This is a genomic window from Micromonospora sp. MGP-C2, assembly GCF_057766525.1.
The window spans coordinates 1742193-1761619 of the sequence record NZ_JBYMEN010000002.1 but is presented as its reverse complement, the minus strand read 5'-3'; the positions used below and the strand labels follow the sequence as shown (position 1 = coordinate 1761619).

The following is a 19427-nucleotide window of genomic DNA, read 5'->3' as shown; positions in this document are numbered from 1 at the left end:
TTCTCCTTACCGGGGGTGTGTTCAGTAGCCCGCGATCTGTGGCCAGCGCTGTTCCACGCCGGCCGCGGTGAGGCGGTCCTGGAAGTCAGCCAGCAGACGGGGGGTGTTGCGGACCGCACGCGGGGACTCGCCCTGCGCCAGACAGAAGTCGGCGAGCAGGCCGGCGACCTCGCCGACGTTCCACTCGACGGGGTGCAGCCGATAGCTGCCGTTGGTGATGTGCGTGGTGCCGATGTTCTTGCCGGCCGGCAGCAGGTTCTCCATCCGCTGCGGGATCAGCGCACCGAGCGGGATCTCGAACGGGCACGAGCCGACGTCGATGTAGTTGTCTCCGCCGGTCGACGGGTGCAGGTCGATCCGGTACATGCCCACGCCCACCGCGTCGGGATAGCTGACCGCGCCGTGGTCGCCCCGGACCGCCAGGGACAGGTCCTGCTCGGCCACTGTGTACTCGGCGCGGATCCGGCGGGACTCGCGGATGTACGGGGCCTGGGCCAGGCCGTCCGCGCTGCCGGTCACGTCGCCGCGTAGCCGCAGGCCCGGGAAGCCGGTGCCGCCGTCGGGCCGGGGCGCCTCCGTCTGCATCCAGTAGAGCACCGAGTACGACAGTTCGCGGGCCTTGGACAGGTGCCACGACGCGTTCGGGACGTCGATGACCGGTCCCTCGAAGTAATCGATCATCGGCCAGTTGACCAGCGTGATGTCGCTGCCGTACGCGCCGTCGGTGAAGTTGCGCCGCGCGGCGATCCGGCGGAACGTCCACAGGTTGCCGTCGCCGGGGTTGAGGCGTTGGTCGGCGTTGACGCTCAACGGGTCGTCGTCCGGGTTGGGGGTGAAGCTGCGTTCGACGATCTCCAGCGTGCGCGGGTGCGGTGACTTCCAGGACAGCAGCCGGTCACCCCAGAAGTCGGGCTTGTAGTCGCGCCAGAAGTCGTACCCCGCGGGACGGTCGATGGTGTGGTCGCCGTCGACGTGGTCCAGGGCGAAGCAGACGGACACCGCCTGCATGTTCAACGGCTGAGCCTCGGCCGGGGCGCTCGGCTCGCCGGTTTCCGCCTGCGACTCGAACCCGGTGACGTACTCGGTGCCCGTCAGCGGCAGCAACTCGCCGGTCTCGGTGGCGTCCAGGACGTACGGCGCGACCACGTCGATCCGCTCGTCCCGGTCGCGGTGCGCGAGGGTAACGCCGGTCACCCGGTCCCCGTCGGTCTCCGCGGCCACCGGCCGGTACGGCTGGAGCACCCGAATACGGCCCGAACCGAGGTGCGGCGCGAGCATCTGTTCGAGGACGGCGACGGCCACCCGCGGCTCGTGGCAGAGCCGGCTCACCCAACCCGCACCCGGATTGAGGTCGGTCCAGGCCCGGGACCGTTCGGTCAACGGGTAGTGACGACGGTAGTAGTCGCGAATGCCGTTACGCAGTTCCCGGTAGCTGGCGGTGGCGCCGAACTGCTCGATCCAGGAGTGCTCGTCCGGGACGGCCTGGCTGGTGAGCTGCCCGCCGAGCCAGTCGAACTCCTCGGTCAGGATGACGGACCGGCCGGCCCGGGCCGCGGCGAGCGCCGCGGCGACGCCGCCCAGTCCGCCCCCGACGACGAGGACGTCCGTACGCATGAGTACCACGTTTTTCCTTCCAGTTGCGCGATCGACCGCTCAGCGCCGGTCAACCGCCGGATCAGGGGTGCCGAGGGTGATGCCCTCGACGAGTTCGCAGGGGAGAAGTCGCTGCTGGACGCCGTCCGCGCTGCCGTCGATGACGCCCGTCAGCACCTCGACCGACTGCCGGCCCATCTCCTCGCGGGGGATGCGGAATCCGGTGAACGTGATGTCGGTGGGGACCGCGACCGTCGGGTCGCCGAGGGTCACGATCGACAGGTCGCCGGGCACGGTCAAGCCGCGCCGACGGGCTGCCGACTGCAGCGCGACCGCCGTGGCGAAGTCCTCGACGAAGACGACGGTGGTCCCGTCGGCCAGCAGGGTGTCGATGGTGGCGTCGGCCTCGCTGGCCAGCGCCGACATCTGCCCCGCGCTCTCCGCGGTCGTCGCGGCGGCGCGGAACCCACGGCGCCGGTCTTCGGAGGATTCCGCGTTGGTGCCCATATTCAGGTACATCAGGCGGCGGTGACCGTGCCGCAGCGCGATCTCGACGAGTTGGGACACCGCCGAGGCGTAGTCGGCGCCGACGTAGGGGACCGGGCCGCCGGCGTCGTCCCGGCGCCCGACGGCGACGTACGGATATCCATCGCGGTTGAGCCGGTGCAGTTCCGCGCCGTCGATCTCGCGTCCGAGCAGGATGCACCCGTCGGCCAGACGTAGCCGGTTGTCCTGGTGGAAGATTCGTCGCCGGCCGTCCACCACCGGCGCGCTGGTGAACAGCAGCAGGTCGCAGCCGAACCGTTCGGCGTAGTCCTCGATGCCGAGCAGGAACGGGTGGAAGAAGTCCCGGCTGCCGCTGGGGAACGCGGGCTCGTACGTGAAGACGCCGATGATCCGGTTGTACCGCGAGGCGAGGCGGCGGGCCACGGGGTCGGCGGCATACCCGGTCTCGGCGATGACCCGCAACACCCGGTCCCGGGTCTCCGGTGCGATGCGGACCTCGGCGTCGGTCCGATTGTTGAGCACCAGCGACACGGTCGCCTGACTGACACCGGCCATCCGCGCGATGTCACGCTGGGTGACGCGTCGAGGGGGAGCGGTCACGTCGGGTCCTTCCGGTGGGGCTAATGCGTATTAGCCTCGGCGTTGGGAAGGAGCTTGGTGGGTGGGACGGCACGTGTCAAGGGGTGTCCGCAACATTTCGTGGAGATGAACCCCCTGGACTAATGCGCATTAGCGATCGGGTTCCCGATCGGTTGGCGGTGGGGCGGGCGGACCGGGAGGGCGGCGAGCCGGCTCTTGACAGAAACGCGGTCGAGCGCGCAACATTTCGAGAAACATAGATGCTAATACGTATTAGCTCGGTGATGCCAGAGGTGTCCACCGAGCGGTGTCCCCTGTGTTCTTACTCAGCGTCACGCCGCACCACTCGTGCCGACGAGCTGACCGACCGAAGAGGAAGCCGCATGACGAGACCATCCGCCCCGTCGTCCCGACGTGCTGTCCTGGCGGCCGCCAGTGCCGGCCTGCTCGTCGCCGCCGTGGCCGGCGCCCGGCCAGCAGCCGCCGACGCCGCGCTCGACTTCCCCCAGTTCACCTACCAGGGCACCGCGTTCGACAAGGGCACCCTCGCCTACAACCCGACGAACGAGTTCATCTTCCCGAGCGTCATCCGGGCTGCCGACTACTTTCCCAACCCGCTCGGCACCTACTACCTGTACTACGCACCGCACGAGCGTCCCGGCGGGATCGCCCTCGCGTACTCCGACTCGATCAACGGTCCGTGGACCGAATACGTCGCCAACCCCCTGATCGGCAACACCTGGCTGCCGTACTACTCGACGGTCAGCCACATCTCCTCGCCGCACGCGGTGTGGATCGAGGGCGAGGGCAAGCTCTTCCTCTACTTCCACGGCGAGAACTCCATCACCCGGTACGCGACCTCCGACGACGGCATCCACTTCAGCTACGGCGGCACGGCGGTCAGCCGGGACGACACGACCGGCGGCGAGACCTCGTACGCCCGGGTGTTCGAGCAGTCCGTGCCCCGCCTGGGCACCCGGTACCTGATGCTCTTCATGGACAACCCGACCGCTGCGCTGCCGGGACCGACCGGGCCAGTGTCGCGGCGGATCCGCTGGGCGGTCTCCAACGACGCGCGGACCTGGGCCATGCAGCCGGAACCGATCGTGACTCCGCAGGGCATCGAAGGCCCGAACGCCTCTGGACCGTTCTTCCTGCGCTGGGATGGCCGCAACCTGGTGATCTACCACGCCGCCGACGGCAACATGCACGCGGTGGACGTCGGGCAGGACTTCGACCAGGAGATCCACCTCGGCGTCGTGCACGACTCGATGTCCGCCGCGCCCGACCTCGGCCGTTCGGCCGCGCCGACGTTCTACTTCGACGGGCGTACCGCGCACATGTACTACGAAGCAGGCAGCCGGCTCACCGCGACCATCGGACACGCCACCGCAACCCTGGCGAACCCACTACCCGTACGGCAGCTCGATTGTGTGCCGGACCGACCGGTCCTGTGGCCGCCCAACCACAAGCTGGTCGACGTCAACGTCACCGTGGACCTGCACGACGGGGTGCTCGGCCCGAACGCGTTCACCCTGGCCAGCGTGAGCGGGGGTGACGCCGCGGACGTCAGCGGATTCGCCATTGGCGCGCCGGACACGAGCGGCAAGCTACGGGCCGAACGAGCCGGCAACGCGGGGGACCGGGTGTACAACCTCACGTACACCGGCCATGACGAGATCGGACGGCCGGTCGGCTGCACCGTCACCGTCACCGTCCCACACGACCAGGGCGGCAACCGGTAGGTCGTCGCCGGCAGTGCGCCCCACCACCTGGTGGGGCGCACTGGCGGGCGTGTGACAGCTGGTCCAGCGTCCGGGCCGGGCTCAGGCGGGAAAACCGCCCGCCCGGAGCAGAGCGCCGGGGAGTTGCTTCCCGAGCCTCCGTTCCAGCCACGAGACGGCCGAGGTGAGTTCCTCCAGATTCAGGCCGGTGGGCCGCCCCATCCGGTCGAAGAGGTAGACGAGATCCTCGGTGGCGACGTTTCCGGTCGCCGCAGGTGCGAACGGGCAACCGCCTGTTCCGCCGATGCTGGCGTCGAGGGTGGTGACGCCCGCCTGGACTGCCGCGACCGCGTTGGCCACGCCGGTGTGCCGAGTGTCGTGCAGGTGCAGCCGCAGTGGTGTGCGGGACTGCGTGATCTCCCGGGCGAGCGTCAGCCGTTCGGTGACGTCGGAGGGTACGGCCACTCCGATGGTGTCGGCGAGGGCCAGTTCGTCCGGACCCACGTCCCGCACCCGGGCGAGCACCTCCCGCAGCCGGTTCGGCGGGACCTCGCCTTCGAACGGGCATCCGAACGAGGCACCCACCGTCACCGTCGTGAACACCCCTGCCTCGCGAGCCGCCTGCACCAGCACCGCGGCCGTGTCACAGGCTTGGGCGGTGGTCATGCCCTGGTTGCGGCCGCAGAAGGTGTCCGTGGCCACGACGACGACGTTGATCTCGTCGACCCCCGCAGCCAGAGCTCGGTCCAGGCCGCGGCGGTTCATCACCAGGCCCGCGTATCGGACGCCGTCGTGGCGGGGGAGCGCGGCCATCAGCTCGTCCGCGTCCGCCATCTGCGGAACGCGGGCGGGGTTGACGAAGCTGGTCACCTCCACTCGCCGGGCTCCCGCGCGTACCGCCCGCTCGGTGAGCTCCACCTTGTCGGCGGTGGTGAGTAGCGTCGCCTCGTTCTGCAGGCCGTCACGGGGCGAGACCTCGACGATGTCGACCATGACTGTCATCGCTCCTCCGACAGGTACGCAACGGCCCTGGCCTCACTGATCACCTCGGCGTACTTGGCTTGCAGGTCGTACAGGCTCGCCTCGTGCGGGCCGGGGGCGCGGTCCGCCACCGCTTCGGAGACCACCAGCGGGACGAGGCCGTGCTGAATCGCGTCCACCGCCGTGGCACGGACACAACCGCTCGTGCTCACGCCGACCAGCACGACGGTGTCGATGCGCTCCGCCCGCAGGGTGGAGGCCAGCGACGTGCCGAAGAAGGCGCTGGCGTACTGCTTGACCAGCACCAGTTCGTCCTCGGCGGGGGAGACCTGCGGCATCAGCTCACCCATCGCGCCACCGCCGGAGAAGAGCTGCTGAAGGGCGGTGACCTTCCGGACGAACAGGCCTCCGTCGACACCGCCGGGCCCGTACGCGACGCGGGTGTGCAGCACGGGAACCCGGTGGTCGCGGGCTGCGGCGATGACCCGGCCAGCCGACTGCAGGCAGTCTGCGGACGGCAGGCACAGTGGGCTGGCCGGATCGAAGTAGGCCCGCATCAGGTCGATGACGAGCACCGCGGGACGGGCGCCGGGCAGGAGCGCGCCCCCGAATCCGTTGTCGCTGCTGTCCGGCACGGGGCTCATCGGGCGACAGGTGGCCGAGGAGCAGGAAGACCGGTCTCCTCCAGGCACCGGTCCAGGATGGTTTCCATCGGCGGTCCCATGTCGAACGTGGGCAGTGGGTCCGGACGTCCCTGGCGCAGCTCGGCCCGTACCTCCTCGGTGGCCGCCACGTCGACGGTGCCGGCGTCGTCGCAGACCACGCCGAAGCGGCGCGCCCCCGTGGGGCTGACCAGGCCCCGGCGGACCTCGAGGCCGACGAGTTCCGGGTCGCGGGCGAGCGGGTCGCCCCACCCGCCGCCACCCCAGGTGACGAAGTGCAGCACATCCCCGGGAGCTACTGGCACGTCGTGCACCTTGCTGCCCAGGATCTCGGTGCCGCCGTCGGCGCGTTCGAGCCACTTGCGACCGCGCGCACCGGGCTCGCCACCGTTGACCCCCCAGGGATAGGTGAGCCAGCGGTCGTCGTGGATCGCTATCGTGCCTGCCTCCAGGAACCGGTAGGCCACGTCGACGCCGTTCCCGCCGCGATGGAGCCCGGCACCACCGGTGTCCGCGATGGTCTCCCAGCGTTCGATCCGCAGCGGATAGTAGGACTCCAGGTACTCGCACGGGATGTTGACGAACGACGGCCACAGCGAGTGGCCGTCCGGGCCGTCGCCCACCGGCCGGCCGGGAACCCCGCCGAATCCGATCGAGTACAGCTGGAACCACTCGCCCTTGCGCTCGCCCGGCCCGTAGGTGCCCGAATACATGAAGTGCGGTGATGACGAGAAGCCGGCCGCATTCAGCAGCCCGGGGTTCGTCTGACCGAGCAGGCCGCCGAACAGGTCGAAGACGCGACCGATCCCGTGGTTACGCGCGTTGAGGGCGGCAGGATACTTGGGCTTCCAGAACGAGTCGTCGGGGATCGTGACGTCGACCAGCGGGTAGAAGCCGTCGTTCCAGAGGATCTGCGGGTCGGCGACGGTGATCATGTAGATGCCGAAGAACATCCGGACGAGGTTCTCGTTGATGTAGTAGTTGATCGGACCCTGCGCCTGCGGGCTGCTGCCGGTGAAGTCCAGCAGCACCTTGTCGCCGGTGCGGGTCAGGCTGAGCTTGAGCTCGTAGGGGCCGTAGCCGAGGCCGTCGTCGCAGATGTAGTCGGTGAACGACAGGGTCTCGCCCTCCTTGAAGACCGCTCCGAGCAGGACCTTCATCGCCCGGTAGTTGCGGTCCAGGAGCTGGTCGAGCGCGGAGTTGTAGGTGTCCACCCCGAACCGGGCGCACATCTCCTGGACCCGACGGGAAGCGGTCCGGCACGCCGCGACGATGCCGTTGAGGTCGGCGCGGTTCCAGTCGGGCTTCCGCACCTGGTTGAGGATGATCCGCAGGGGGTCCTCGGCGAGCACGCCCTTGCGGTACAGCTTGAAGGGCGGGATGACCACGCCCTCCTCGAAGATGGTGCGGGCATCGGTTGGCATCGACGCCGGTGTCTTGCCGCCGACGTCGGACATGTGCCCGAACATCGCCGCCCAACCCACGATGCGGCCCTCGAAGAAGATGGGCAGCACCACGAGCCAGTCGTTGGCGTGGCTGATCGCCGCACCGCAGGAGTAGGGGTCCGACGTCAGCAGGACGTCGCCCTCCTCGATGTCGCCGTCGAAGTTCTCCAGGAAGTCGGGGATGGACAGCCCGAACTGTCCCACCATCATTTTGCCGTCCGGGTTGGCGATCAGCGGAAACTCGTCGTGCTGTTCACGGATCCCCGGCGACAGCGCGGTCCGGAAGAGCACCTCGTCCATCTCGTAGCGGGCGTTGCGCAGCCCGTTCTCGATCAGGTCGATGGTGACCAGGTCGACATCCACGGAGCGAAGCGGTCCGGTAGCGGTCTCGATGAGGCGTGCCATGGTCAGTTCTCCCGGTGGGTGTCGGCGGGGCGGATGAGGAGGCTGCCGCTCGGGTGCACCGCAGCCGTGTGCCCGGGCAGCACGAGGGTGGTGGAGTCCATCTCGGTGATGATCGCCGGACCGGGTACGACGTTGCCCGCTCGCAGCAGGGCCCGGTCGTAGATGCCGGCTTCCACTTCCGCGCCCTCGACCCAGATGCGGTGGTGGGCCCGCATCGCGGGGCTCGGGTCCGCGTCACCATGCTCCAGCTCGGGCGCGGCGACCTGGGGCCGGGGACCGTGAGCGGTGGCCCGGACGGTCACCAGCTCGTGTTCGGCATCGAGAACGAAGGAGAACAGTCGTTGGTGATCGGCGTCGAACGCCGACCGCAGGGCGGCCAGCCCACCGCCGGCCCCGTCGAAGGCGTCGATGTCGACCGCCACCGGGATCTCGAAACCCTGTCCGTGGTAGCGCAGATCGGCGGAGTAGACGACGTGCTGCTCATCCTCGGGAACGCCCTGATCGCTGAGCGTGGAGCACGCCTTGTCCGCGAGCTCGGCGAGCACCCCGCGAAGGCTCTCGTCGGTCATCTCGTTGAAGCGGCGCACCAACGTCCGTACTGACTCGTCGCGCAGATTGGTCGTCGCGTCGCCGTAGGCGCACAGCACTCCCGGCGACGGCGGAATGATCACCGGCCAGGCCCCGGTCAGTCTGCCGAGAGCGTTGGCGTGCAACGGGCCGGCGCCACCGAAGGCCACCAGTGCGTAGTCGCGCGGGTCGAAGCCCTGCTGCACCGACACCAGCCGCAACGCCCCGAACATGTTCTCGTTGACGATGTCGATGATGCCCGCGGCGGCGGCCTCGACCGACTCCAGCCCGGTGGCGTCGGCGATCGACTTCACCGCCGCTCGTGCCGCCGCACGGTCCAGCGTGATCTCGCCACCGGCCAGTTCGGTGGGCAGGTAGCCGAGCACCACGTTCGCGTCGGTCACCGTCGGTTGCTCACCGCCCGCCGCGTACGCGGCAGGACCGGGTGCGGCGCCGGCCGACTGCGGCCCTACCCGGAGCGCCTGGGTCAACGGCGGTACGTGGGCGATGGAACCGCCGCCGGCACCCACGGTTCGTACGTCGACGGAGGTGGCGCGGACCTTGAGGTCCCCGACCGTGGTCTCCCGACCCACCCGCGGCGTGAGCCCCTGAACCAGGGCGACGTCGGTGGAGGTGCCGCCCATGTCGAAGGTCAGGAAGTCCGGGTAGCCGGCCTGCTCCGCCACCCAGGTCGCACCGGTAACCCCGCCGGCAGGGCCGGACAGCAGCAGGTTCACCGGGTTGTCCGCGGCGACGGCCGCGGAGACCAGACCACCGTCGCTGCGCAGGATGCACAGCCGGCCGTCCACCCCGGACTCGCGCAGCTGCGCCTCGAGGTTGGCCACGTAGCGCGCCACCTGCGGCTGCACGGCCGCGTTCGCGACGGTGGTGATGGTCCGCTCGTACTCGCGAAGCTCCGGCAACACCGAGGACGACAGCGACACAGGTACGCCCGGAAGCTCCTCTGCGGACAGCTCGGCCACCCGGCGCTCGTGCTGCGGGTTGGCGTAAGAGTTGATCAGGCTGACGCTCAACGCCTCGATGCCCTGCGCGCGGAGCTTGCGCAGCTTCGTACGGACGTCAGCCTCGTCGAGTTCGGTCACCACCGCGCCGTCGGCGCCGATCCTGCCGACGACCTCCACGGTGTCCTCCAGCGCCGCCAGCGGCTCCGGCTTCGGCCAGATGATCCAGCCGGCCAGGCCACCTGGCACGAAGGAACGGGCGATCTGGAGCACCTGCCGGAAGCCGTCGGTGGTGACCAGCCCAACCCGGGCGCCCTTGCCCTCGAGGATCGCGTTCGTGGCGACCGTGGTGCCGTGGAACACCTCAGTGATGTCCGACATGGGCACGCCGGCGGCCTCGCAGGCCCGCTCGATGCCACGCAGCACCCCGATGGACTGGTCCTCGGGCGTGGAGGAGGTCTTGGCCCGGTAGGTTTCTCCGGTCGCCTCGTCGATCAGCAGGATGTCGGTGAACGTTCCCCCCACGTCCACACCGAGTCGGTAGGTCATGGTTCCTCCTCAGATGACGCCGGCAGAACGCAGCGACGCCATCGCGTCGTCGCCGAGCCCCAGCAGGCCGCGATAGATGTCCTCGTTGTGTTCACCGAGCTCGGGGCCGACGTGCCGGACCCGGCCCGGGCTGTCAGAGAGCTTGGGCACGACGTTGTGCATGGCGAACTCCCCGAGACCGGGGTGGGTCAGCCGGACGATCGCCTCCCGCGAGGCGAAGTGCGGGTCCTCGAGCATGTCCCGGGCCCTGAAGATGCGGCCTGCCGGAACGCCCTGGGCGTGCAGCCGTTCGAGCAGATCGTCGGCCGCCAGCGTCGAGCTCCATTCGGCGACCAGGCCGTCCAGCTGCTCCATCCACCGGCCTCGGGCGCCGTGGGTGGCGTACTTCTCGTCGGTGGCCAGCTCCACCCGCCCCATCGCCTCGGCGAGCCGGCGGAAGACCGTGTCCTGGTTCGCCGCGATCAGCACCATCTCGCCGTCGGCCGTCGGGTAGACGTTGCTCGGGGACACGTTCGGAAGGGTCGTTCCGGTCCGCTCCCGCTGGTAGCCGGCGATCTGGTACTCGGGGATGAGCGACTCCATCATCGCCAGCACGGCCTCGTAGATGGCCGAGTCCACCACCTGGCCTCGACCGGTGCGTCCGCGCTGGTGCAGCGCCACCAGGGTGCCCAGGCAGGCGAACGTTGCCGCCAGCGAATCTCCCAGAGAGACGCCGGCCCGGGCCGGAGGGCGATCGGGGTCGCCGGTCACGTACCGAATTCCGCCCATCGCCTCGCCGATCGATCCGTATCCGGCACGTGACGAGTACGGGCCCGTCTGCCCGAAGCCGGTCACGCGGGTGACGATCAGGCCGGGGTTGATCTCCCACAGCAGCTCCGGGGCCAACCCCCAGCGCTCCAACGTGCCGGGCCGGAAGTTCTCGATCAACACGTCCGCCCGCGCGATGAGCTGGCGTACCAGATCCTGCCCCTCCTCGGCCCGCAGGTTCGCGGTCACGGACTTCTTGTTCCGCGCCACCACCGGCCACCAGAGCGACTTGCCGTACGGCTTCTCGCGCCCCCACTGCCGCATGGGATCGCCCTGACCCGGGTCCTCGACCTTGATCACCTCGGCGCCGAAGTCACCCAGGAGTTGACCGCAGAACGGCCCCGCCAGCAGCTGCCCGAGCTCGATCACCCGGATGTCGTCAAGCGGCAGTGGAGTGCTCATGAACCCCTCAATCAACGTCTCTTTGCATGCAATTCACAGGTCTGTGACTGTCGTTACAGCAGGTTGTGCTGGGAAAGTAGGCCCGCGCTCCTCCGGTGTCAATGCCCTGCGCGAAGATTGCATACAACCTGCCGTGTTGCTACGGTGCCGAGCATCATGAGTGACCACACGCCACCGCGGGAGGCCGACAACGGCCACGCCGCCGACGACGCCTATCGGCTGATCCGGGAACAGATCCTGTCCGGGCAACGGTCGGCCGGCGCGTGGCTCCGCGAGGGCGAGTTGGCCGGGTCGTTCGGGGTGAGTCGCACGCCTGTCCGGGAGGCGCTCAGACGGCTGACCGCGGAGGGACTGGTCCGCCACGAACGCAACCGTGGCGTGCAGGTCCAGGCGTGGAGCATCCACGATCTCGACGAAATCTTCAGCCTGCGGGCCGTGCTTGAGCCGTGGGGCTGTCGACTGGCGGCGACCACGGGCACCATCGACGTGGACGCGCTCGACGCGCTGGCCCACCGGATGGACGAGGTGGCGCCAGACGGGCGACCGACCGATGTGGACGAGCTCACCGAGCTGAACAACCGGTTCCACCGGATGATCCTTGAGGCGTCCGACAACAGCAGACTCGCCGGCGTCGTCTCATCGGTGATCCAGATGCCGCTCGTCTGGCGTACCTTCTCCCGCTACAGCCCGGACGCGCTGCGCCGTAGCCTCGCTCACCATCACGAACTGGTGGCGGCCCTGGCCGCGCCCGACCCCGACTGGGCGGAGTCGGTCATGCGCAGCCACGTACGCGCGGCATGGCATTCCATCCGGCTGCGAGACGGCGGCGACCGGGCGTCTGGCCCGGAACTGCCGGACCAGGTCAGCGCAACCCCAGGTCAACCGCCACTCTGATCATGGGGTCCGGTTCAGCGATCGCGCGAATGGGCCGGGACCAGACGCGGATTCTGCTCACCATCGCGCCCGACCGCGTCCGCGCAATGGCCTGACCTCCTGCTCAGGCGAGCCGGCCGTCATGGGCGAGCAGGGCGATCTGGGTGCGGTTGTCGAGGTCCAGCTTGGTCAGGATGTGCGAGACGTGGGCCTTCACTGTGGTCACGTTCATCAGCAGCTCGGTGGCGATCTCGGCGTTGGAGCGTCCCTGCGCGATGGCCCGTACGACGTCACGTTCCCGGGGCGTGAGCAGGGCCAGCCGGCCACGCGCGTGCTCGTAGGACTCGGCGCCGGCCGCGACCCGCTGCATGAGACGGCGCGTGACGCCCGGCGACAGCATCGGACTGCCGGCGGCGACGGCGCGGACAGCCTGGCTGATCTGCTCCGGCGGGGTGTCCTTGAGTAGGAAGCCGCTGGCCCCGGCCCGTAGCGCCCGCACCACATGCTCGTCGGTGTCGAACGTGGTGAGCACGATGATCTCTGGCGGCCGGGCGCGGCGGCGCAGGCGTTCGGTGGCGGTGATGCCGTTGACGCCGGGCATCCGGATGTCCATCAGCACCACGTCGGGCATGTGCCGGTCCACCGCGGTGATCGCCGCAGCGCCGTCGGCGGCCTCGCCCACGACGACGATCCCGTCAGCGCCGTCCAGCATCATCGTCAGCATTCCCCGTACCAGAGGGTCGTCGTCGACGATGACGACCCGGACCAGGCCCGTCACCTCGACCACGGTAGCCATGCGGTGAGGTGGAACCGACCCGAGGCGTCGATGTGGTGGGTGACGCGGCCACCGGTGAGGGCGGCCCGTTCGGCGAGACCGATGAGGCCCGCGCCGTCGTGCCCGGTGGCACCGCTGTCGGGTGTGGTCGGGTTGCTCACCGTGATGCTCAGGCCGGAGTCGGGCGCCCCGCCGAGGGCGAGTCGGACCGGCTGCCCGGCGGCGTGCTTGCGGGCGTTGGTCAGCGCCTCCTGCGCGATCCGGTAGGCGGTGCGGCCGACCGTCGGGGGAACCTCGACCGGCGGGCCGAAGGGGTCATCGACCTCGATGTGCTGCCCGGCTGCCCGGGCCTCCTCGACCAGGCGCGGCAGATCGGCGAGGGTCTGCCCGGGCGGTGTGTCCCCCGGCGCCTCGGCGTCGTCACTGCGCAGCAGCGTGATGACCTCGCGCAGCTCGTCGAGGGCGTGGTGCGCGCTGGCGCGGATAACCCCGGCGGCGGCGCTGAGCCGCTCGGGTGGCGCGTCCGGCCGGTACTCCATCGCGCCAGCGGCCGCTGCCAGCAGCGACAGCCGGTGGGCCAGCACGTCGTGCATCTCCCGCGCGATCCGGCCGCGCTCGGCGGCCCGGGCCTCGACGACCCGGCGTTCCTGCTCCTGCTCCGCCCGCCAGGCCCGGTCCCGCAGTGCCGCCAGCAGGGCATGTCGAGCCCGCGCCCAGGTGCCCCAACCCAGCAGGGCAGCGTACGCGGCCGTCATCAGCACCAGCCGCCACCCGTACGGCAGGCTGGGTATCGGCCGCCACACCGCCTGCACCGCCTCGCCCGCCACACCGACCGCCGCCACCACCACGGCCTGCCGGAACGGCCGGTTGCGGGCGGTGAACAGCACCGCGAAGCTCGCCACCGGGGTGGCCACCGGCGACAGTGCCACCAGCAGGCCCGCCAGCACGCCAGCGACCTCCGGGCGGCGGACGACCACCGGGACGAGGGCCAGGGCGGCCACCGCCAGCGCGACATCGGCGCGGACCAGGGCGGTCGGCCCGGAGCGGGTGGCGGACCACAGCACGGTCGCGATGAGCACGCCCATCGCCACGGTCGCCGCTCCCACCGGGACGGATCGCCACGTCCGCGGCGGGTCCACGTCGCACGTCGCCGCATCCACCAGCGCAGGCTAATGGGCTCGCGGAGGGCGGGGCCACCTCCTTTGGTAGTACGCGTCGTCGCCGACGGATGTACGCGCCGCGGCGTCGGGACCGACGTGCCCGACCCGGGCCGGTCCACAGACTCGGGGCATGACGAACAACCTCTTCCTGCGCCGAGCCGCGGTGGCGGCCGGTGCGATCCTGGTGGCGACGGCGGAGTTCGCGATCCTGCACTCGGCGGCCGGCGTCGACCTGGCGGCCGGCACCCCGGACGCGACCCGGCAGATCACGTTGGCCGCGGTCGTGGTGGCCGCCGCCGTCGCGGCACTGCTCGGCTGGGCGATACTCGCGGTGCTGGAACACCTCACCAACCGGGCGCGCGTGTGGTGGACCTCGGTCGCGGTCGCGGTCCTGCTGCTGTCACTGCTGGTCGGGCCGCCGAGCGGCGTCGGCGGGGGAGCGAAGGCGGCGCTCGCGCTGCTGCACCTGAGCGTCGGCGTCGTCCTCATCCTCGGCCTGCCCCGACCGCGCCGGGAAGGGCTGAACCGATGACCGCGCTGACCGTACGCAAGCAGCACGGCGCCTTCGTCCTCGACTCCGGTGCCGGGCCGCGCGCCTCGTTGCGTACCACCGGCTGGACCTGGCGATGCGGCGAGATCCGAACCGACGCGGGCCTCTGGACGGTCGAGCCGACCGACCGCCGGCGCATCGGGGTCACAGCGCGGGCCGAGCACGGCGCCGCGGTGCGGCTCGACCCGCGCCGGTCGCACGTGCCGGGGCCGGGCGGGGTGACGCGCTGGGCGCCCGGTCGCTGCGGCGGTGAGCTGGTCCGCGACGGGCATCTGCTCGCGGTGCGCCTCCCCGGCCGGGCGGGCGGGCCGATCCGCGTCGACGTCACCGGCGAGTGGGCCGAGCTGGATCTGGTGGCGCTCACCGCCTGCTTCGCGCTGCTGACCCGACGGCGGCAGCGCACCCTGATCATGATGGCGGTCATCAGCACCGCCGGTCGCGGCCCCACAGGTTGACACGAGTGTGTCCGGCCTCGCATGTCCGACGTTCGGCGGGGCGTGGCCCTTCGGTCCGACGAGCGGCAGCCCCGCCTGTGACGGATACTCGCTGGATGACTGCACCGGACCTCGACCCCGAACAGTATCCGCCCATCGACCCGCGTGAACCTGCACCGGACGACGCCGGCGAGCTGCTGCCGGACACACCCGACGAACTGCCGCAGGCCCCTGTCGAACCGATGCCGGATGACGGCGGCGACGACGGCGGTGTGCGCGAGCCGGCGTAGATGCGTCTGCGCGTCGACGCATTCCCCACGTCCCCGGACTGGGCGCACTTCACAACTGGTGGAGGCGACCGGCACCAGCAGCGCGGAGGACAACTCGAACGATCAGCTGGTGGGCAGGGTGTTGCCGAGCAGGAACAGCAGGCGGTCCCAGTGGCGTTGCAGCGCGGCCGGGTTGAATGCGTCGGTGTCGGACATGGTGAAGCCATGGATGGTGCCGGGATAGATCTCGGAGGTGTAGCTGACGCCCGAGGCATTCAGAATCTCGTTGAGCTCCTTGAGGGCCCCAGGGGTTATGTCGCCCTCGGCGTGACCGAAGTGGAGCTGGGCGGTGAGCTCGGAGAGGACGTCCGGGCCGTCGGCGCCTACGGGGGCGTGGAATCCGGCAACAGCAGCCACCTGGCCGGGGTGGGCCGCAGCGGTGCGTACCGCCATGAGGCCACCTATGCAGTAGCCGGTCACCGCGACCGGTCCGGCACTGACCTCGGGTTGGGTGGTGAGGAACCTGAGATAGGCGTCGGCGTCGCTCAGGGTCCGTTCGACGGTGTGCGTTTCAATCATGGGCATGAGTTGAGTGAAAATCGCCGGCCGGACTTCGTCTCCGATGTGTTCGGGAAGCTCGATCACGGGTGCCGGGCCGTGCCGATAGAAGACGTTGGGGACGAGCACGTAGTATCCGTGCTCGGCCAGTTCACAGGCCATCCGCCGAAGCACGGGCCGGATGCCGAAGCCGTCCGGGTACATCAGCACTGCTGGGCGTCGCCCGCCAGCGTCGGGGAGCGCGGCGAACGCGTCGGCCTGGCCGTCCGCAGTGGGGATGTGCAGCGTCTTGGTGGGCATGACTTCTCCTGTCGTCGTTGATGTCTCGAGCCTTGGTCAACACGACGGAGGTGGAGCCCGCGCGGAAGTGCAGGATACGTCTACTCCTTCACACCGATGTTGTCGATCGGAGGAGCGCTGAGCAGCCGGCGGACGGGCCACACAGTGGTTGCCAACGCCAGCAGTGTGGTGCCGCCGAGCACCGCCACCCAACCGAGCGGCGGGACGTACGGGATCGGGCTGCCGGTCAGTCCGTTGACGATCGCGCTCAGGGTCAGCGCCGCGATCGTCGCGCCGATCAGCACCGCGCTGCCGAGGAGCCCGGCCTGTTCGGCCTGGACCATCCGTCGGATCTGACGGCGGGTGACCCCGACCAGTTGCAGCAACGCCAACTCGCGACGGCGGGCCAGCGCGGCCATCACCATCGTGGTGGCCGCCGCCAGCGCCGCGTAGCCCACCATCACGCCGATCAGCAGCCGGTTCAGCCAGGCACCGAGCGCCAGGTCGGTGCTGATCAGGCGCGTACGGGTGGCGGCGTCGAGAACCTCGGTGCCTGGTCGCCCAGCTGACCAGGTGGCCAATGCGGTGTCGGCCTCGGGGCCGGCGCTGACCAGGATCTCGTCGTTGGTGTTCCCGGCCGTGTGCCCGGCGACCGTCTCTGCGGCCAGCGTGACGTCGCCGAATCCGAGGCCACGGTCGTAGACCGCGATGACGTCCAACGTGACGGGGGTGCCGTCGCCCAGCCAGAGTTTCGCCTGATCGCCGACGTCCCAGCCGGAGGAGGACGCCTGCGTCGCGGACAGGGCGACAGTGCCCGCGCGCAGGTCGGCCAGGTTGCCCTCGCGCACGGCGAGGTCCATCGTCGCCGTGATGCCAGCCGGGTCGACCGACTGCGCGCTGACCGGCTCGATTCCGTCGAGCGCCCGCACCACCACCTGCGTACGGTGCACACCGGTGGCCGCCTGCACCCCGGCCAACTCGCGGATCTCCCGCGCCGCGTCCGCCGGCAGCCCACCCGGAGCGACGAGCACCCGCTCGGCGAGGGTTCCCGCGCTGCTCTGCGTGGCGGTCTGCCGCTCCAGGTTGGTCTGCAGGAACCAGACCGAGCCGCCGAACCCCACGGACAGCACGAGGGCGGTCAGGACGGTCGCCATGCCCTGCGCGTTGGCCCGCAGATTGGCCGCAGCCAGATAGCCGCTGACCCTCCACATCCGCGGCAACAACGGTGTGAGCAGGCGTGCCGCGTACGCGTTGATCCTCGGTGCGAGCAGCGCCACCGCGATGACGAACAGGTACAGCATGCCGACCGCGCCGGCCAGTGCCCCTGTCGACCCGGCGGCACCGAGCGTGAACGCCCCGGAGGTGCCGGCCGCCACCAGCGTCAGCACGCCGGCGACCAGCCGCACCCGGCCGCTACGACGAGGCTCGACAGCGATCTCGCCGAGCGCCTCGATCGGCTTGATCCCGGTCACCCGGCGTGCGGCGACCAAAGCGGCGAGCACCGCCACGAGCACCGCCGTACCGATCGCGGCCGGCACCGCGAACAGGCCGCCGACCATCGGGAAGCTTTCCGGCACGAACCCCCGCCCGACCAGCTCGCCGTGCACCCAGCGGGCCGCCAGCAGGCCGGCCGGGCCGCCGATCGCAGAGCCGATCAGGGCGAGCAGCGCGGCCTCGGCGATCAGCATGCGGCGCACCTGCCCCGGCGTGGCCGCGACCGCGCGCAGTAACGCCAGGTCACGTCGACGGTGCCGGACGGACAGTCCGATGGTGCCGGCCACCACGAAGACGATCAGCAGGACGACGTACCCCCCGAAAGCCGATCCGGCGCTGACCAGCAACGTCTGGGCGGCCTGGTTCTCCGACTGCTCGACGTTCCCACGGTCTTTCCCGCCGTACGTCGTGGCGCCGGCCGCCGATGCGATCTCGCGTACGGCGCCGACGTCGGCGCCGGGCACCATCCGCACGCCGATCGCATCCACCCGGCCCGGGTGGGCGGACAACCGGGCGGCCTGCGCGTCGGTGAAGAACACCGCCGCCGAACCGGTCTCGGCGGTTCCGCTCACCCGGTACGACCGGCCGACCCCGCCGACGACCAGGTCGATGCGGTCGCCCGGCGCCACGCCGAGACGGGTGTCGACCAGCACTTCGTCGTCGGCCCGTGGCGCGGCACCCGCGGCGATGGGACGACCGGTGAAGGCGTACGTGTCCCAGCCGTGTCCCGTCGCAGCGGGTGAGCCGATCAGCACCCCTTCGTCGCCGGTGACGGCCGCGACGCCCGGCACCTGGCGGATCCGGTCCACCAGCGCCGCGTCCACAGTGCCGCCCTCGGGCAGCATGACGGTGCTCGTGGTGGTCTCGCCGTCGAACTCCCTGAACGTGTGACTGACCGTGCGGTTGGCGACGACCACGTCGGCCGCGGCCCAGAGCCGTGGCTCCGGGCGGAAACGCAACCCGGACTCGACGAGGGTGCCCATCGCTACCAGGATCAGCACGCCGACGATCAGGGCCAGCAGGGTCGCGGCGGCGGGGCCCGCCCGGTGCCGCAGCAGGCGGGCGGCGAGCCCGATCATCGGAGGACCCGCCGATCCAGCGATGCCAGGTGCTCGGCGATACGGGCGGCTCCGAGCTGCGGAAGGTCGGCGACGATCGCACCGTCGGCCAACACGAGCACGCGGTCCGCGTACGACGCGGCGATCGGATCGTGGGTCACCATCACCACCGTCAGCCCGTGTTCGTCCACGACCGCGCGAAGCAGCGTCAGCACCTCCGCCGCGGTCCGCGAGTCGAGGGCGCCGGTGGGCTCGTCACAGAAGATCACCTCGGGGCGGGTGGCCAGCGCCCGGGCGATCGCCACCCGCTGCTGCTGGCCACCGGACAGCGCGGCCGGCCGGTGGTGCAGTCGGTCGGCGAGGCCGACCCGCTCGACCACCTGGGTCAGCCAGGCACGGTCCGGCCGGACGCCGGCCAGGCGCAGGGGCAGCACGATGTTCTCCTCGACGGTGAGCGCGCCGATCAGGTTGAAAGCCTGGAAGACAAACCCGATCCGGGTACGACGCAGCTCGGTCAGGCGGGTCTCGGACAGCCCGGACAGCTCGGTGCCGCCGATGACCACCCGACCGGAGGTGGGCCGGTCGAGCCCGGCCGCCGTCTGCAGCAGCGTGCTCTTGCCGGAGCCCGAGGGCCCCATCACCGCGGTGAAGGTGCCCCTGTCGAAGCCGACATCGATGCCCGCAAGCGCAGTCACCTGGTTACGGCCGGCGCCGTACACGCGGGTGAGTTGTTCGACGCGTACCGCCGGTTCGATTGTCTGTCCCGGATAGTCCGGCATTCTGGTGGCCTCTTT

General features: G+C 70.5%; 17 protein-coding genes. 5 read left to right on the top strand and 12 right to left on the bottom strand.

Annotated elements, in window-relative coordinates; translation table 11 throughout:
- Window positions 1-21: 21 nt before the first annotated feature.
- Together AC3CF1_RS07820 and AC3CF1_RS07815 are read right to left on the bottom strand one after the other, a co-directional pair.
- Entirely contained in the window at window positions 22-1614 is a 1593-nt protein-coding gene (locus AC3CF1_RS07820) for an FAD-dependent oxidoreductase (protein WP_488449934.1), read from the bottom strand.
- 39 nt (window positions 1615-1653) lie between these two features.
- Window positions 1654-2700 (bottom strand): LacI family DNA-binding transcriptional regulator, encoded by a 1047-nt coding sequence (locus tag AC3CF1_RS07815; RefSeq protein WP_488449933.1) that lies wholly within the window; start codon window positions 2698-2700, stop codon window positions 1654-1656.
- A 362-nt stretch (window positions 2701-3062) separates the two neighbouring features.
- On the opposite strand from AC3CF1_RS07815, the gene AC3CF1_RS07810 reads away from it, so the two are divergent.
- A complete protein-coding gene (locus tag AC3CF1_RS07810) occupies window positions 3063-4424 on the top strand; it encodes a glycoside hydrolase family protein (protein ID WP_488449932.1) in 1362 nt (453 codons plus the stop codon).
- 81 nt (window positions 4425-4505) lie between these two features.
- Here AC3CF1_RS07810 and AC3CF1_RS07805 read toward each other — a convergent pair whose 3' ends face one another.
- Genes AC3CF1_RS07805 through AC3CF1_RS07785 form a run of 5 tightly spaced genes read right to left on the bottom strand, consistent with a single transcriptional unit; the run spans window position 4506 to window position 11183 of the window.
- Entirely contained in the window at window positions 4506-5405 is a 900-nt protein-coding gene (locus tag AC3CF1_RS07805) for a hydroxymethylglutaryl-CoA lyase (protein ID WP_210924897.1), read from the bottom strand.
- Window positions 5402-6028, bottom strand: coding sequence for an isochorismatase family protein (locus AC3CF1_RS07800; RefSeq protein ID WP_088949054.1), 627 nt, complete (start codon window positions 6026-6028; stop codon window positions 5402-5404). Before AC3CF1_RS07800 ends, AC3CF1_RS07805 begins: the two co-directional genes overlap by 4 nt.
- On the bottom strand, window positions 6025-7896 hold the full coding sequence (locus AC3CF1_RS07795; RefSeq protein WP_488449931.1) for a hydantoinase B/oxoprolinase family protein: 1872 nt from the start codon (window positions 7894-7896) through the stop codon (window positions 6025-6027). Before AC3CF1_RS07795 ends, AC3CF1_RS07800 begins: the two co-directional genes overlap by 4 nt.
- 2 nt (window positions 7897-7898) lie before the next feature.
- Window positions 7899-9974: a hydantoinase/oxoprolinase family protein gene (locus AC3CF1_RS07790; protein ID WP_327644749.1), complete on the bottom strand. Its 2076-nt coding sequence runs from the start codon at window positions 9972-9974 to the stop codon at window positions 7899-7901.
- 9 nt (window positions 9975-9983) lie between these two features.
- Window positions 9984-11183, bottom strand: coding sequence for a CaiB/BaiF CoA transferase family protein (locus tag AC3CF1_RS07785; protein WP_328373264.1), 1200 nt, complete (start codon window positions 11181-11183; stop codon window positions 9984-9986).
- 156 nt (window positions 11184-11339) lie between these two features.
- Here AC3CF1_RS07785 and AC3CF1_RS07780 point away from each other — a divergent pair, with 156 nt between their 5' ends.
- On the top strand, window positions 11340-12077 hold the full coding sequence (locus AC3CF1_RS07780) for a GntR family transcriptional regulator (RefSeq protein ID WP_488449930.1): 738 nt from the start codon (window positions 11340-11342) through the stop codon (window positions 12075-12077).
- Between the two features lie 103 nt (window positions 12078-12180).
- On the opposite strand, the gene AC3CF1_RS07775 is transcribed toward AC3CF1_RS07780, so the two are convergent.
- A complete protein-coding gene (locus AC3CF1_RS07775; RefSeq protein ID WP_435794533.1) occupies window positions 12181-12852 on the bottom strand; it encodes a response regulator in 672 nt (223 codons plus the stop codon).
- Complete coding sequence (locus AC3CF1_RS07770) at window positions 12831-13991, bottom strand: sensor histidine kinase (RefSeq protein WP_488449929.1); 1161 nt, start codon at window positions 13989-13991, stop codon at window positions 12831-12833. Before AC3CF1_RS07770 ends, AC3CF1_RS07775 begins: the two co-directional genes overlap by 22 nt.
- Window positions 13992-14121: 130 nt before the next feature.
- Here AC3CF1_RS07770 and AC3CF1_RS07765 point away from each other — a divergent pair, with 130 nt between their 5' ends.
- From AC3CF1_RS07765 to AC3CF1_RS07755, 3 genes are all read left to right on the top strand, one after another.
- Window positions 14122-14523: a DUF6069 family protein gene (locus AC3CF1_RS07765; protein WP_099855141.1), complete on the top strand. Its 402-nt coding sequence runs from the start codon at window positions 14122-14124 to the stop codon at window positions 14521-14523.
- Entirely contained in the window at window positions 14520-14996 is a 477-nt protein-coding gene (locus AC3CF1_RS07760; protein ID WP_354980987.1) for a hypothetical protein, read from the top strand. Before AC3CF1_RS07765 ends, AC3CF1_RS07760 begins: the two co-directional genes overlap by 4 nt.
- A 95-nt stretch (window positions 14997-15091) precedes the next feature.
- On the top strand, window positions 15092-15265 hold the full coding sequence (locus AC3CF1_RS07755) for a hypothetical protein (RefSeq protein WP_354980986.1): 174 nt from the start codon (window positions 15092-15094) through the stop codon (window positions 15263-15265).
- A gap of 102 nt (window positions 15266-15367) precedes the next feature.
- On the opposite strand, the gene AC3CF1_RS07750 is transcribed toward AC3CF1_RS07755, so the two are convergent.
- The 3 genes from AC3CF1_RS07750 to AC3CF1_RS07740 form a co-directional block, all read right to left on the bottom strand.
- Window positions 15368-16102 carry a dienelactone hydrolase family protein gene (locus AC3CF1_RS07750; protein ID WP_354980985.1) on the bottom strand — a complete coding sequence of 245 codons (735 nt, stop codon included), beginning with the start codon at window positions 16100-16102 and terminating at the stop codon, window positions 15368-15370.
- Between the two features lie 80 nt (window positions 16103-16182).
- Window positions 16183-18654 (bottom strand): ABC transporter permease, encoded by a 2472-nt coding sequence (locus AC3CF1_RS07745; protein WP_488449928.1) that lies wholly within the window; start codon window positions 18652-18654, stop codon window positions 16183-16185.
- Window positions 18651-19412: an ABC transporter ATP-binding protein gene (locus tag AC3CF1_RS07740; protein WP_099855126.1), complete on the bottom strand. Its 762-nt coding sequence runs from the start codon at window positions 19410-19412 to the stop codon at window positions 18651-18653. Before AC3CF1_RS07740 ends, AC3CF1_RS07745 begins: the two co-directional genes overlap by 4 nt.
- Between the last annotated feature and the right edge of the window lie 15 nt (window positions 19413-19427).